The following is a 16,029-nucleotide window of genomic DNA, read 5'->3' on the forward strand; positions in this document are numbered from 1 at the left end:
GAATGTGGAAAGACAACTTCGATAAAAACTGTCTACATTGGCGGCTTCATTTTTACGTTTTGAAGCGAAAACCCGTCTCAATCCAACGTCAATTGATACTCAGGGGCAATTAGAAGGGGGGGCGTATCGCAACCTGTAGCATGACAGAGTTGACATTTTGATTGAAAAATACACAGGTATGATACTTAATACTTGCAAATCGTAATTTATTGACTATTATTTCTTTCGTTTCGTAACTTGTGTGCTTTCGCCAGAGAATTGTATTTTGCAAAAACGTAATACCCAACAACGTCGTCGAGCAATAATAGAGCGTCTTAATGAGCATGGAGAAGTGGCTGTTGACGCCCTTTCGAAGCTTTTTTTGACTTCAGAAGTGACGATTCGTAAAGATTTAGCAGAACTTGAAAGCAATGGCTTGTTGTTGCGTCGATTTGGTGGAGCGGTTTTGTTACCTTCAGAATCTTCCGAGTTAACCAATGAAAACCTTTCGAATCGAAAGAAAGCGATAGCCATTGCTGCTGCAACACTTATCAAAGACCATAACCGAATTATTATCGACAGTGGCAGCACAACAGCCGCTTTGATCCCCCATTTACCGAGTAAAATGGGGTTAGTTGTTATGACTAATTCCTTACAAGTGGCCAATGCATTATTAGAACGTGAAAACGAACCGCAAGTGCTAATGACAGGTGGAACTTGGGATCAACAGTCTCATTCATTTCAAGGTCAAATGGCAGAGCAAATGCTACGCGCTTACAATTTTGACCAGGCTTTTTTAGGGGCTGCGGGATTAGACACTCAGCGCGGTTCAACCACTTTCAATGAACTAACTTCACTCAGTCGCACTATGGCAGACGTTTCGAAACAAGTCATTGTGATGGCTGAATCAGAAAAATTACAGCGTAAAATTCCCAATGTTGAATTGCCTTGGTCGCAAATTTCAACTTTGGTCACTGACGATGGCATTGATGAACAAGCCAAACGTCAAATCGAACAACATGGCGTAAACGTGCTTTGCGCTCCAACCCTTGAAACACATTAGGAGAATATTATGTGTGGGATCGTAGGTGCTATCGCCGAACGTAACGTCGTTGAAATATTGTTAGAAGGACTTAGAAGACTAGAATATCGTGGTTATGATTCTGCCGGTGTCGCTTTGCTCGATGGTAAAGGGAATCTGACTCGTGAGCGTCAGGTAGGAAAAGTGCAAGCATTAAGCGATGCAATTAAAGCAAACCCTGTAAAAGGCTCTACCGGTATTGCGCACACCCGCTGGGCCACGCACGGTGGAGTAAATCAAAAAAACGCTCATCCACATTTTTCAAATGAGCGTATTGCCGTGGTGCACAACGGTATCATCGAAAATTACGAAAGTTTACGTACTGATTTGAAAAGCAAAGGCTATACCTTTGGTTCTGATACCGACACCGAAACCATTGCCCATACCGTGCATGAAGAGCTCAAAAAAGGCAAAGACCTACTGCAAGCTGTACAAGATTCGGTGAGCCAGTTTCACGGTGCGTACGGTACGGTTATTATGGATAAAGAAGATGCAGACCGCGTCATTGTCGCTCGATCTGGAAGTCCATTGGTAATCGGTTTAGGAATTGGTGAAAACTTTATTGCTTCAGATCAGATGGCATTATTGCCAGTAACACGCCGCTTTATGTTTTTAGAAGAAGGTGATGTGGCGGAAATTACCCGCACTTCTGTGGCCGTTTATGACGCAAAGGGCGCAAAAGTAGAGCGTGAAGTGTTTGATTCTGAAATTGAACACGATGCAGGTGATAAAGGCGGATATCGCCACTACATGCTCAAAGAAATTCATGAGCAACCTATAGTCGTACGCAATACGCTACAAGACCGTTTAGGTGAAACCGATTTAGTCGAAGGTATATTCGGCGCAGGTTCAGAAGCGATTTTAAAAGATATCAAACACGTACAAATTATCGCCTGTGGCACCAGCTATCATGCGGGAATGACCGCGCGATATTGGTTAGAACAATATGCCAATGTTTCTTGTAATGTCGAAATAGCATCTGAGTTTCGCTACCGTAAATCTGTTGTGCACCCCAACAGTTTGCTCGTCACTATTTCACAATCGGGTGAAACGGCAGATACCTTGGCGGCGTTGCGATTAGCGAAAGATTTAGGTTATATGTCGAGTCTGGCAATATGTAACGTGCCCGGTTCATCATTGGTACGTGAATCAGACATGGCATTTATGACATTAGCGGGAGCAGAAATCGGCGTTGCTTCTACGAAAGCATTCACCACACAGCTAACAGGCTTCCTGATGCTGACCTTAGCACTTGGTAAATACAATGGCATCTCAGACGCGGATAAAATTTCGATTGTAAACGGGTTACATAGTCTGCCAGCTAAGCTAGAAGAAACCCTTAGCTTAACCGCCGGGATAGAAGATCTAGCCGAAGAATTTGCCGATAAACAACATAGTTTATTCTTGGGTCGCGGTGACCAATATCCGATCGCAATGGAAGGTGCGCTAAAACTAAAAGAGATTTCATACATTCACGCCGAGGCGTATGCGTCAGGTGAATTAAAGCACGGCCCATTAGCGCTCATCGACGACGAAATGCCGGTAATTGTTGTAGCGCCAAATAACGAACTGCTCGAAAAGTTAAAATCAAACGTCGAAGAAGTGCGCGCGCGCGGCGGCATCATGTATGTATTTGCCGATAAACAAGCGAAATTCGCCAGTGACGAAACCATGCGCGTCATCAACGTGCCCCACTGCGAACCCGCGATAGCACCCATAGTATACACGTTGCCATTGCAGCTATTGTCGTACTACGTGGCAGTTATCAAAGGCACGGATGTTGACCAACCACGAAACCTAGCCAAGTCCGTGACTGTAGAATAGTGACAAACAAAGATAGAAAGTAAGTTGTGGTTTTCAAATAATGTTGGAACTTCTTAAATAAAGATGGAAACTCTTAAATAAAGTTGGAAAGTGATTTCACCATTTACAGTGAATCACTTTTCACGTTTTAATTAGACAATGGTTAAAAGCGTGTGTTTTTGGTTTGTCACTGATACGATGATAAAAAATGGTGAACTTATGACTCGGTAAGTTCATAAAATAAAAACGTTATTAGCTAATAATATCTATGTTATTTAGCTGACAGGGAGAGTATTTTATTTTGAATAGCAACACCTCATCTAATTTCTCTTTCCTTGAAGAACATGACCCTATCTTTTTACAGCTAGCTATAAATGCTGAGCAAGTTTTCGCTGCCGACCCAAACACTACCTTGATTAAACTACGCCAACTTGGTGAAGCTTTTGCACAGGAAATTGCCGCTCGTTGTGGAGTGCTTTTTGACGACAATACCTCGCAGTCAGATTTATTATTTAAAATCCATCGCCAAGTAGGTTTTGAGCCCAAAATAAAAGATCTCTTTCACACCTTACGTGTTGAAGGCAACAGAGCTACCCATCAGTTTAAAACCAAACATAAAGAAGCGATGGATGGTCTAAAAGTAGCACGAGATCTTGCCATATGGTTCCATCGTGCTTTTGCTAAAAATACCACTAACTTCAAGCCCGGCGCGTTTGTTCCACCACAAGATCCAAGTACTCAGCTTAGTGCGTTACAAAATCAAATCCAACAATTATCCAGCGAATTGTTAGAGGCCAATCAACAGCTAGAATCAGATCAAAAGCTAAAGCAACTGATTAATTCAGAAAAAGAAGAATATGCAGAACTAGCTGAACACATGGATATTGAGTCCAGAGAGCTTCAGCAAAAATTGGAGTTGCGTGAAAAGCAGCAATCACTGCAAGCGGTAGAATTCGAAAATAAAATAGCATCCTTGCAAAAACAACTGGAAAACGCATCTAAAGAGCAACTTGAAAAAGCTAAAAAACAGCAAAAGGTATACTGCGCACAGTTACGCAAGGCTAGTAAAGCTCTGTATTTAAATGAAGAAGTTACTCGAATAGTCATCGACCAACATTTAGTCGAAGCGGGTTGGGAGGCTGATACTCAAAGATTAACTTACCAAAATGGTGTAAGACCTGAAAAAGGTAAGAATTTAGCCATCGCCGAATGGCCTACTGAACTTAAAGGCAAAAAGGGGGTTGCCGATTACGTATTGTTTGTTGGCTTAACTCCCATGGGTATTGTGGAAGCCAAAAAAGAAAATACTAATGTGGCAGGGAAGATAGGTCAGGCAGAGCGATATTCTAAAGGTTTTAAAAGCACTTCAAAAATGAACCCTGCGTGGGAACTACAAGGCTTAACCGTTGCGTGGCCATTTGCAGAAGATGGCCACTATCATGTGCCCTTTGTATACTCTTGCAATGGCCGCCCCTTTGTAAAACAGCTAGCAGAACACTCTGGCACTTGGTTTCGCGACGTACGACACAACAGCAATCTAGCTAAACCGTTAAATAATTTTCATAGTCCTCAAGGGTTGATAGATAAACTTACACGTAGTAAAGAATTGGCTGAGCAACAGCTGCGTCAGGAAGGTTTTTCTTACCTAAAACTGCGTGACTATCAAGAGCAGGCGATAACTAAGGTAGAGAATGCTCTGCTCAATAATCAGCAAAGCTGTTTGTTAGCGATGGCAACAGGTACAGGCAAAACAAGAACTATTCTTGGCCTGATGTACCGCTTCCTCAAAACAGAGCGATTTAAACGCATCCTGTTCTTAGTCGACCGCACAGCACTTGGGCAGCAAGCAATGGATACCTTTCAAGAAGCGCCCCTTGAACAAAACCAAACCCTTTCCAAAATTTATAATATTGCTCAATTGGGTGATATGGCTGCCGAGGCTGAAACGCGAATTCAAGTTGCCACTGTACAAGCCATGGTTAAACGACTTTTTATGTCAGATAGTCCACCCCCTGTAGATCAATTCGATTGCATCATTGTCGATGAAGCCCATAGAGGTTATACCCTAGATCAAGATATGACAGAAGGCGAGCTAGCCACCCGAGATGCCAGCCAATACTTATCAACTTATCGCCGTGTACTGGATTATTTCGATGCAGCCAAAATAGGCTTAACAGCTACACCGGCCAAACATACCAGCGAAGTCTTTGGCAAACCGGTATACACCTACTCTTATCGCGAAGCGGTTGCAGCTGATTGGCTGATTGATCATGAACCGCCTATTCGTTACGAAACCCTGCTTACTCAAAAAGGCATTAAGTTTGAAAAAGGGACTGTAGTCAGCAGTATTAATACCGGCACCGGAGAAGTCGAAACAGACGAGCTCGAAGATGAACTCAATTTTGAGGTGGATGCGTTTAACCGCCGCGTGATTAACGAAAACTTTAATCAAGTTATTTGTACACAACTGGCCATGGAAGTTGACCCCTTTAGCGACGAGAAAACGATGATCTTCTGCGCCACCGACTTGCATGCTGATATGGTCAAGCGGCTTTTAGATGATGCATTTAAAGAGCTGTATAACGGAGAATATAACCAAGCTGCGGTAGCTAAAATCACTGGTCAAAGCGATAAGGTCAGTCAACTAATTCGCCAGTATAAAAACGAACGCTACCCTAATATCGCTATTACGGTTGATCTTCTCACCACCGGAATAGATGTACCTACAATATGTAATTTAGTATTTATGCGTCGAGTGAAGTCCCGTATTTTATATGAACAAATGATCGGCCGTGCCACTCGTCGGTGTGATGAAATTGGTAAAACCGTATTCCGTATTTACGACCCTGTTGATATCTATGCTGCCTTGCAAGCAGTCAATACCATGAAGCCATTGGTTAAAGACCCGAATGTTACTCTTGAGCAGTTGGTGAATGAATTGGCCGATGCTGAACATCTAGAGAAAGCTCTCAATAGCCGCGGAGAGAAAGAAGGCGAGAGCCAAGCAGACGTTATCGTTAGTCAACTCAGTCAAAAGGTCATGCGAGTGTTGCGCAAAGCTAATAAGAAGGCTGAATTTAAGCCAGAACTCAAACAAAAACTTGATGAGTTAGAAGGACTGTGGGGCGTTGAGCCAAAACTGCTTCATAAACATTTACATGAAATCGGCCCTAAGCAAGCGAACCAATTTGTGCAAAAGCATACTGGGCTACTTCAGCAATTAACTGAAGTCACTAACATGATGGGCAGTGATTATCGGCCTGTGATTTCTGAGCATGCAGATGAAATTCGGGAGCGTAGCCAGAGTTTCGATAATTATGCTCGACCAGAAGATTATCTCGACAGCTTTAACCAGTTTATAAAAGACCAGCTTAATCAGTCAGTGGCACTTGCAGTAGTAATCAATAAACCCCGCGATTTAAGCCGTGAACAACTTAAAGAAATTAAGTTAATGCTGGATGGTGCTGGTTATTCCGAGGCCAAATTGCAAAGCGCAGTGCGTAGTCAAACTAATCAAGACATTGCCGCCAGTATCATTGGTCATATTCGCCGTGCCGCCTTAGGTGAAGCCTTAGTTCCCTTTGAACAGCGAGTTGCCAACGCAATGCAAGGTATTTATAGTCAGCACACTTGGCTACCTGCTCAACGTAAATGGTTAGAACGCTTAGCTAAACAACTGACTCACGAGGTGATCATTGATCGTGACTTTGTTAATCAACGCTTCGCCGAACATGGTGGTGCCAAGCAGTTGGACAAAATATTGGTCAATCAGCTTGATGTAGTGCTTGATGAATTAGGTGAGGCAATTTGGGCTTAGGAAGAGATTGGCTTAGAAGGAATAAATTACTCAAAATCATTTTATCTACATAAAAGCATTACTTCATGTATAGAAAATCTAAAAATCTGTATACATGGCACTATTCATGTACATAAAAGCCAACTTTATGTACATATTAGGCTTTCATGTGGATAACGTCGACATGAAACCAAAACGTGTCGAAATAGATAAGTTTTTTCGACATAATAGCTTTACCTGTCGATCTCATCGACATATACTCACTTAATGTCGAAAAAATAGAATAAAATAAACATGACTTGGCAAGCCGATATTCCTTACAATCAACTTTCGCCATTGCCACCCGCAGAAGAGGTCTTGGATTCTGTGGCTGTACTTAAAGCCTGTATTCCTGCCCGAGCAGCTCTGGCCGAACTTAAACAAGCTGGGGCGTTATTACCCAATCAAGGCTTACTAATAAATCTTTTACCCCTGCTGGAAGCAAAAGACAGCTCTGAGATTGAAAACATTATCACCACTTCAGACAAATTATTTCAACATGCGCAGGAAGACAGCCAAGCCGACCCTGCTACCAAAGAAGCCTTGCGCTATCGTACGGCTTTGTATGATGGCTTTACTCGATTAAAAGAGCGGCCTTTGTGTACCAACACAGCAATTGAGGTATGTAGCACCTTAAAAGGCACCCAAATGGATGTGCGCAAAGTGCCGGGCACTGTTATTGCCAATACTTTTGCAAATAACGGACGCGGTGAGATTATTTACACGCCGCCCGTGGGTGAGAAACAGATCCGTGACTTGCTTAGCAACTGGGAGCAGTTTCTGCATGCAGACGACGGTTTGGATCCGCTTATTAAAATGACTATCAGCCATTACCAATTTGAAGCCATTCACCCTTTTCATGACGGCAACGGCCGAACCGGTCGAATAGTGAATATTCTGTATTTAATAGAGCAAGACTTGTTAACCCTGCCGATTTTGTATTTAAGTCGATACATAGTCCAGCACAAAGCCGACTATTACGATTTGTTAAATGGCGTCACCAAGCACGGTAACTGGCAAGAATGGATCATATATATGTTGACGGGCGTGACCGAGATGGCTCAGTGGACAACGGCAAAAATAGCCGCAGTTAAAGCCTTAATTGAACATACCAGCGAGTTTATTAAGTTAAATTTGCCCAAAATTTACAGCTTTGAACTAGTACAAGTCATTTTCGAACAACCTTATTGCCGCATTGCCAATTTGGTAGATAAAGACATTGCCAAACGACAAACCGCATCTGTGTACCTTAAACAACTAGTGGATATTGGCGTATTACAAGAACAACAAGTGGGCAAAGAAAAGCTCTTTGTGCATCCGAAACTGATGCAGTTAATGACCCTAGACAACAACAAATTTGAACTTTATGCCTGATTTTTCTGACATAGATTTCACCTGAAATAGAATACTTAATAAATAGGAACACCCATGACCAACAACAGTATCGTGCAAAAGCTATGGAACTTATGCGATGTATTGCGCGACGACGGCATTAACTACAGCGACTATGTTACCGAACTAGTCTTACTACTATTTATAAAAATGGTGCACGAGAACACCGAGGCAGAGACCTTAGACAAACATACCTTACCCGAAGGTTGCCGCTGGACTGATTTAAATAGTAAATCAGGTATTAACCTGCTTAATGATTACAAAGCTATTTTATTGGCGTTGTCCACGGGCAAGCGCACTACTGTGATAAAAGCTGAAAAGCCAGATGATGAGGATAAAATTGAAGAGGTTATCGTTCATGAAGACCCGCTCATCAGTGCCATTTATGCCGACGCTCAAACCCGTTTGCGTGAACCGCGCCATTTAGAACAGATGATTAAAACCCTAGATCAAATTGATTGGTTTAGCGTACAAAAAGACGGCTTAGGTGATTTATACGAAGGCTTATTAGAGAAAAACGCCAGCGAGACTAAATCGGGTGCAGGCCAGTACTTTACACCCCGTGATTTAATTGATTCTATGGTTCGCTGTATTCGCCCCCAACCTGGCGAGATCATTCAAGATCCAGCGGCAGGCACTGCCGGATTCTTAATCGCGGCTGACCAATACATAAAAGATCACACTGACAAACTGTACGATCTCAGCGAGGACGATAAAAACTTTCAAAAGAATGACGCTTTTATTGGTGTGGAATTAGTGCCTTCTACTCGCCGCTTAGCCTTAATGAATTGCCTATTACACGGCATGGAGGGTGACGATGAAGGCGTAGTGCATTTAGGTAATGCCTTAGGCCAAGTGGGGGCGAACCTAGCTAAAGCTGATATTATTCTGGCTAATCCACCTTTTGGTACCAGCAAAGGCGGTGACGCCAGCATTACCCGCGACGATCTCACCTACCCTACAAGTAATAAACAATTAGCGTTTTTGCAGCATATTTACCGCAACTTAAAACCTGGTGGTCGTGCGGCGGTAGTATTGCCCGATAACGTGTTATTTGAAGCGGGTGTGGGTACAGACGTACGCCGCGACTTAATGCACAAATGCAACTTACACACAATTTTACGTCTTCCCACCGGTATTTTTTACGCCGCTGGAGTGAAAACTAACGTACTGTTTTTTACTAAAGGCAGTGCTTCCGACAAGTTACAAGATGAAAATTGCACCCAAAACGTATGGGTGTATGACCTACGCACCAACATGCCCAGCTTTGGAAAACGCACCCCCTTCGGTGAAAGCCATTTAGCACCATTTGAGAGCGTCTACGATCCTGTAGGTCGTGATTTATCGCGACAACAAGATTTTACAGCAATACTCGCAGCTCGCACTGAAGGCGAATATAGCTTTGGTGCCGAACAAATTAGCGTAGACAAAACCAAAGTAGCTGAGAACCAAGGAGTCGACGACAAACTCGTCCACAGCCGCTGGCGTTGTTTTAGCCGAGACTGGATTGCCAAAACCAAAGGCGACTCACTGGATATCTCTTGGTTAAAAGATAAAGACAGTGTGGATGCTGCGGATTTGCCAGAGCCGGATGTTTTAGCGAGAGAGGCGAAAGATGAATTAGCCGCAGCAATGAGTGAACTGGATGAGTTATTGGCTGCCTTGGAAGGGGCGAATTAATGAGTGAAGCTAAATTACCCGAGGGCTGGGCGCTGTCAATATTGTCCAAGACTATCTCTGCGAATGGCTTAATTTCTGATGGCGACTGGGTCGAATCGAAAGACCAAGACCCTAATGGATCAGTACGCTTAATTCAATTAGCGGACATAGGTGATGGCGATTTTCGAAATAAGTCTCAACGATTTATGACTCCTGAAAGTGCCAACGCTCTGAATTGTACTTTCTTAAAATCTGGTGATGTCTTAATTGCTCGAATGCCAGAGCCATTAGGGAGAGCTTGCCTATTTCCCAGTGTAGGACAAGAGGCTGTAACTGTTGTTGATATATGCTTAATACGTACAGGAGAAAAGGCAGCAATATCTAATAAAATTTTAACCTACTGGATTAACTCTCCTGTGATTAGGAATTTAATTGCTGCTAACGCATCAGGCACAACCCGAAAAAGGATTACTCGAAAAAAGCTAGAACAATTTGAACTACCACTTCCCCCCCTAGCCGAACAAAAAGTCATTGCCGATAAACTCGATACCCTGCTGGCGCAGCTGGAAACCACCAAAGCCCGCCTCGACCGCATCCCACAAATCCTAAAAACCTTCCGCCAATCCGTCCTCGCCGCCGCCGTGAGTGGTAAGTTGACGGAAGAGTGGCGGAAGGTTGAAAGTTACTTGAATTGGAATGTTATAAAACTTGAAAAGTTGATAATGGCGTCTGCAAATGGTCTATCAAAAAGAAGCGGCAAAGATGGCGAAGAAACGACAATTTTAAGACTTGCTGATTTCAAAGATGCTGTACGAGTATATGGTAACGAAAGAACGATTAAATTAAATGCAAAAGAAGTTGATAAATACTCATTGGCCAATGGTGACATTTTGGTCATTCGGGTTAATGGAAGTATTGATCTTGCCGGTAAATTTATCCGATATGAAAAAAACGAAGAAATAGAAGGTTTTTGTGACCACTTTATTCGCTTGCGCCTAAATCAAGAAAAGATTCTACCTGAGTATTTAATCTATGTTTCCAATGAAGGAGCTGGTCGTCAGTACTTGAAAAGTAGCCTTTCAACAAGCGCTGGTCAAAATACAATTAACCAAACCTCAGTAAAAGGTTTAGATGTTCCACTACCTCCACTAAAAGAACAAACCGAAATCGTCCGCCGCGTCGAAGAATTGTTCGCCTTTGCAGATAATATCGAGCAAAAAACCAATGCCGCTTTGGAGCGGGTCAATAACCTCACTCAATCCATCCTAGCCAAAGCCTTTCGGGGTGAACTCACGGCCTACTGGCGCGCCGCCAACCCTGAGCTAATCAGCGGTGACAACAGCGCAGAGGCCTTGTTGGGAAAAATAAAGGCCGAACGTGATACGCTAAAAAAACAACCTAAGAAGAAAACTGCGGCAAGGAAAAAAGCATAATGCGTTTGCTGTCACTGACTCTGAGCGGGCGATATAAAGGTTTGAAAGACCAAACTTTTAGCTTTGATAATGCACAAGGTAATATTATTGCATTTATCGGTCTTAATGGTTCTGGTAAATCTCAACTATTAGAACTGATTGCAGAAAGTTTTGGTTATTTAGAACGATTTCTGCGCAGTGATTTCAAGTGCCGCAATTGGTTTTCAAATTTGGCGATTGAGCTTCGCTACACTAATCAAGCTTATGACTCAGAAGAACACGCCAACACCTATGCTGTTCAAATCGACCAATCGGGTATCATGAAACTCTATCGTGATGGCACCTTAGTCGAAATCGAATCACGTGAACATTCAGGCATTGAAGAGGAAATTCTGCCAAGTCAGATTATAGGTTATTCGTCCGGTCTAAATGAAAACTTACAACGCGCCTTTATGAAAAACACAATCCAATATTTGGATGTGATGAACGTAAAGCGTCAATGGGAACAACGATTCGCCACAATTAATGCAGCGAAAAATGAAAAAGGTAAGCACCTGACTGAATTGGACATCGAGTTGCTTGAACGCCAATTTAGAGAAGCTTACCACTATTATCAAACTCGTCACTCTGCGTTATTTCCAATCTTACCTAAAGATTCATCACTGTCGGATAACGCCGATATTGGTTTAAGATCAACAGTCTTACCTCGCCTTAAGTATTTTGATCAGGATACCACCGCCCTTATGCTGGCGAGCATGGGCATGCTTGCAGATGCCCAGCAGCAATCTATCTGGCAAGGAAAACAGCGCTTCAATAAAATTCATTCGGTGACACTACGTTATGATTTACGTAAATTCACGCATGATGCCGGGGCTTTGTTAGATATAGCTAAATTGATAAAATGTTTGGCCAACATACCCTCTTGCTACTTCCAAACGTTACCGAGAGTAGACAAAACTTCTGAAGATTTTTATAACCAGTTTGAATTGGACTACTTAGCAGGCGAAATCACTATAGATTATAGCGATACCGGTGTTCAGAGCATTTTGGAAAGCAGTTTTTTCACACCACAAGTGTTGTTCGAAAAGCTTTACCGCTTACAACTGCTGGCGGCGGACTTTTGGCAAGGCGAAACCAAGCGTCAACTCAGACAAGATAATTTCGACCGATCGGCAAAACGACCACAAAAATGGAAATCGCCAATTATTGTTTTGTCTCTCAAGTTAACAGATGGCCAGCAATGCATTGAATTTGATGATTTATCCGACGGTGAAGCGCAACTGATTCAAATTTTATCCATGGCCTCAATCTACAAAGACAGTAGAGTATTGTTTTTACTTGATGAACCTGAAACTCACCTTAATCCGTCTTGGCGTACCTACTTTCATTCATTCGTTGAACATACGATTGGTATAGACAATGAGAAAGCTCAGCTATTTATCTCTACCCACTCGCCTTTCATGGTTTCTTCGCTTAAGCGAAATAATGTGTATCAATTCCGCCGCAGCGATGATGGTTTAATTGATATGAAAGTGGCGCAAAATGAAACCTACGGTGCATCCTTTGATGTGTTGATTAAGGACTTATTTGAGCTGCGCTCATTGATATCACAAAGCGTTATAGATGAAATTCGTGAGCAGCTAAAACAAGGTGATGGCCACGCTGTAGAGTGGATTGAAGAAAATCTTGGCCTATCAGCTGAAAAAGCTTATTTAATAAGGAAGCTAAGCCAATAATGTTGTTTTGTTTAGCGCCCAATACACCAAAATTTGAAGTATTTCGATTGCTTAATGTAGAGCTTTTACATTTTATCGAGCAATCTGTTATTACCAATGCCTTTGGGCGAGTACTTTTTACTCAAAGCGCTATTGGGGATGCCTGTTGGGCAAATACTCCGACTCGTGATAAATACGAGGTTTTATTCAACGCCTTGCAAGGGGCTGGACATCATCTAAAACAGCAATTATTTGAGGTGATGAGGGACAACCAAGATCTTCAAATATTCTTTGAAAATCCTCAAAGAAATCTGTTCGATTTTATGAGCGATTCTTGTCGAGAATCCCTGAAATCATTGTGTACTCACTTATATTGCGCAACCAAAGATTTAGTCCCTATTGTCATAGCATCTGGTGGTATAAACATCACAGATCACTTTAATGGATATCGAGCACAGCTAGTAAACGGCAACATCTGCAAAGCGTGCGGAATGAAAGAGCTTGCACCATTTAGAGCTGCTGTAACTGACGGTGAACAGTGGCGTGCCGACTATGATCACCAGTTATGCAAATCGAAATATCCCATCTTTTCAGTACATCCAGATAATCTTATTCCACTTTGCGATGTTTGTAATCAGGATGCAAAAAAAGCAAAAGATTTGTTTAGGCACAAGAATGGCACAGATCGATTAGCGTTTTATCCCTTTACCGAAGATGCGCAGGGTTTAATTGAGATCGAAATTGAAAACTTACGTGACCCAGAACCTACCATAAACGTAAATTGGAACACGCAGGACGGAGTGTTACTGGACAAGCTTAATACGTGGGATGAAGTATACGAAATTCGAAGCCGTGTAGAAGGTCAATTTCGATCTCTTGAAGCAATCATAGAAGACGAGGTTCGCCCAAGAGATGCAGCCCACCTTGTAGGCAGAATACGCGATGAAGCACGACCTAGTACTGCTGATACTTTGAAACGAAAAGAGTGGAAGTTTTGGTATCAGAAATTATTTAGTCAGTTACAACAGATTGGAGTCCCTGATGTTGAAGCATTTTGGGCAAGGCAAGAGTTTACGCAAATCCAAGCCGAAATCGGTGCCGATTTTATTTTAAATGGCTGATAAATATAGCTGTTTGCGGTATTGGTTTTAAGCCTAATTGTAGACTAAGCATGATTTATTGGAACAGTATTTGTTGCGACAATTAGTTTCCCTTTTCGGAAATAACAACTATAATTCCCTTTTAGGGAACTTCGAGGTTTAATGAAAGTCTTAGGAAGAGACAAACTTTTAGAGTTTAGTCAAAAGCATGCGAATGTAAAAGCGGCGCTAGATGCTTGGTTCGATGAGGCAACAAAATCTGAGTGGAAAACGACTCAAGACATTAAAAATCGATATAGCAGCGCAGATTTTCTAGCAGGCAATAAAGTTATCTTTAATATCAAAGGTAATCATTATCGACTGGTTGTAAAAGTTAAATATAAAAATGGCATTGCTGTTGTTGAGTGGGTTGGAACCCATGCGCAGTACGACAAGCAACGCTTTTAGGAAGGGAACATGAAAAACATTAAGATAATTAAATCTAAACAAGATCATGAACAAGCGTTAGCCCGACTTGTGAGTTTGATGGCTCTTGATCTTGAGCCTAACTCTCCTGAATCAGACGAACTAGAGGTTCTTGCTCTTTTAATTGAAAAGTATGAACAGGAAACGTTCCCAATTGATCCACCTGAACCTATTGAAGCTATAAAATTTCGGATGGAGCAACAGGGGTTAATTAAAAAAGACTTAATTCCTTACATAGGGTCAGCACCTAAAGTTACCGAAGTACTAAATGGCACACGTAATCTTAGTCTAAATATGATCCGTAAATTGCATGAAGGACTGGGTATCTCATTAGATGTATTAATTAAAGAGCCTGCACATCAACAAGCGATATCTAGCGATGTCAATTGGGAAGCATTTCCTATTACCGACATGCGATCTCGTGGTTATTTTGATGGTTTCAGTGGCTCCGCTAGAGAATTAAAGGAATATTGTGCTGAAACTTTAACTTCATTTATTTCATCCGTACCGAATGGTTTTAAGCTGGCACCAGCATTGCTAAGAACTTCAGCACACTTGCGTACTAACGACAAAGAAACAGACCAATATGCTTTGTGGGCTTGGCAAATAAGAGTTCTGAAAAAAGCACAAGACGTTACTTTTGCAACAAAATACGTGAAACATACTGTTGACCTAGCATGGATGCGAAAACTAGCGCAACTTTCATGGTCTGAACAAGGGCCTGTCTTAGCTAAAGAGTATCTCAACAAGCATGGGATCCACCTTATTATTGAACCTCACTTACCTAAGACTTATCTCGATGGTGCCGTGTGTTTAGCTCATAAAGGTAACCCAGTTGTAGCGCTGACACTCAGGCACGACAGGTTAGATAACTTTTGGTTTTCACTAATGCACGAACTAGCACATATCGCTTTGCATCTGGATAAAACAGAACAATGGTTTCTGGATGATCTTGATGCTCAAGGTGGAGATCAAGTTGAACAAGAAGCAGATGCATTGGCTCAAGAAGCGTTAATTCCAAAAGAGAAGTGGAATGCCGATTCAATAAAAGATGCCACTAGCGTTCGACTTGCTTCTTCTGATATTGGGATATCACCATGTATTGTTGCAGGAAGAGCGAGATATGAATCTGGTGACCATAAATTGTTTGGAAAACTGTTTAGAGAAAAGGTAAAGCATAATTTTCCTCTCTGAGCTTAAAACCTTGCAGTTTAAAGCTCCTACGTTCAACTATTTTAGTTATGTAAATCCAGCGTAAACTTTAAAACCCACTATGATTTTTAGCCAACAAAATACACATACTTAGACAGTTCTTGGAAACAGAGCTTCGTCATCTAACCAAAGAGCAACTCAGAACCAACAGAGCTACTTTAAGAACCGATTTTTCTGTTTGTATCGATATCCTTAGGAACAATGGCATTGTAACTAAGGCAGTCGCAAAAGAAATTCACACTTTTAGAACAACTTTAAACCCACTATTGTACGAGTTGATGGAGGTGAATATTGAAGATGTTCGCAATACCGGATCTAATATGATGGATTGAATTTATAACCGCATGTAAAGCATAGGGGGGGCCGAGCAAATGCT

11 protein-coding genes are annotated in these 16,029 nt (G+C 42.0%); all 11 read left to right on the plus strand.

The window, feature by feature from the left end:
- Window positions 1-265: 265 nt before the first annotated feature.
- On the plus strand, window positions 266-1,042 hold the full coding sequence (locus GLIP_RS19005; RefSeq protein ID WP_008846327.1) for a DeoR/GlpR family DNA-binding transcription regulator: 777 nt from the start codon (window positions 266-268) through the stop codon (window positions 1,040-1,042).
- Between the two features lie 9 nt (window positions 1,043-1,051).
- A complete protein-coding gene (gene glmS / locus GLIP_RS19010; protein WP_008846328.1) occupies window positions 1,052-2,884 on the plus strand; it encodes a glutamine--fructose-6-phosphate transaminase (isomerizing) in 1,833 nt (610 codons plus the stop codon).
- Window positions 2,885-3,164: 280 nt separating this feature from the next.
- A complete protein-coding gene (gene hsdR, locus GLIP_RS19015; protein WP_008846329.1) occupies window positions 3,165-6,680 on the plus strand; it encodes a type I restriction-modification system endonuclease in 3,516 nt (1,171 codons plus the stop codon).
- Between the two features lie 273 nt (window positions 6,681-6,953).
- Window positions 6,954-8,072, plus strand: a complete 1,119-nt coding sequence (fic, locus tag GLIP_RS19020) for a protein adenylyltransferase Fic (protein ID WP_008846330.1) — start codon at window positions 6,954-6,956, stop codon at window positions 8,070-8,072.
- A 54-nt stretch (window positions 8,073-8,126) separates the two neighbouring features.
- Window positions 8,127-9,770 (plus strand): class I SAM-dependent DNA methyltransferase, encoded by a 1,644-nt coding sequence (locus GLIP_RS19025; RefSeq protein ID WP_008846331.1) that lies wholly within the window; start codon window positions 8,127-8,129, stop codon window positions 9,768-9,770.
- Window positions 9,770-11,182, plus strand: coding sequence for a restriction endonuclease subunit S (locus GLIP_RS19030; RefSeq protein ID WP_008846332.1), 1,413 nt, complete (start codon window positions 9,770-9,772; stop codon window positions 11,180-11,182). The genes GLIP_RS19025 and GLIP_RS19030 overlap by 1 nt, the downstream gene beginning before the upstream one ends.
- On the plus strand, window positions 11,182-12,897 hold the full coding sequence (locus GLIP_RS19035) for an AAA family ATPase (protein ID WP_008846333.1): 1,716 nt from the start codon (window positions 11,182-11,184) through the stop codon (window positions 12,895-12,897). Before GLIP_RS19030 ends, GLIP_RS19035 begins: the two co-directional genes overlap by 1 nt.
- Window positions 12,897-13,997 carry a hypothetical protein gene (locus GLIP_RS19040; protein WP_008846334.1) on the plus strand — a complete coding sequence of 367 codons (1,101 nt, stop codon included), beginning with the start codon at window positions 12,897-12,899 and terminating at the stop codon, window positions 13,995-13,997. Before GLIP_RS19035 ends, GLIP_RS19040 begins: the two co-directional genes overlap by 1 nt.
- A gap of 141 nt (window positions 13,998-14,138) precedes the next feature.
- Window positions 14,139-14,423 carry a type II toxin-antitoxin system HigB family toxin gene (locus GLIP_RS19045; RefSeq protein WP_008846335.1) on the plus strand — a complete coding sequence of 95 codons (285 nt, stop codon included), beginning with the start codon at window positions 14,139-14,141 and terminating at the stop codon, window positions 14,421-14,423.
- A 9-nt stretch (window positions 14,424-14,432) separates the two neighbouring features.
- Window positions 14,433-15,635 (plus strand): ImmA/IrrE family metallo-endopeptidase, encoded by a 1,203-nt coding sequence (locus GLIP_RS19050; RefSeq protein WP_008846336.1) that lies wholly within the window; start codon window positions 14,433-14,435, stop codon window positions 15,633-15,635.
- 119 nt (window positions 15,636-15,754) lie between these two features.
- Window positions 15,755-15,985, plus strand: a complete 231-nt coding sequence (locus tag GLIP_RS21990; protein WP_008846337.1) for a hypothetical protein — start codon at window positions 15,755-15,757, stop codon at window positions 15,983-15,985.
- Window positions 15,986-16,029 lie beyond the last annotated feature (44 nt).

The sequence above is a fragment of the Aliiglaciecola lipolytica E3 genome, assembly GCF_000314975.1.
GTDB classification, from domain to species: domain Bacteria; phylum Pseudomonadota; class Gammaproteobacteria; order Enterobacterales; family Alteromonadaceae; genus Aliiglaciecola; species Aliiglaciecola lipolytica.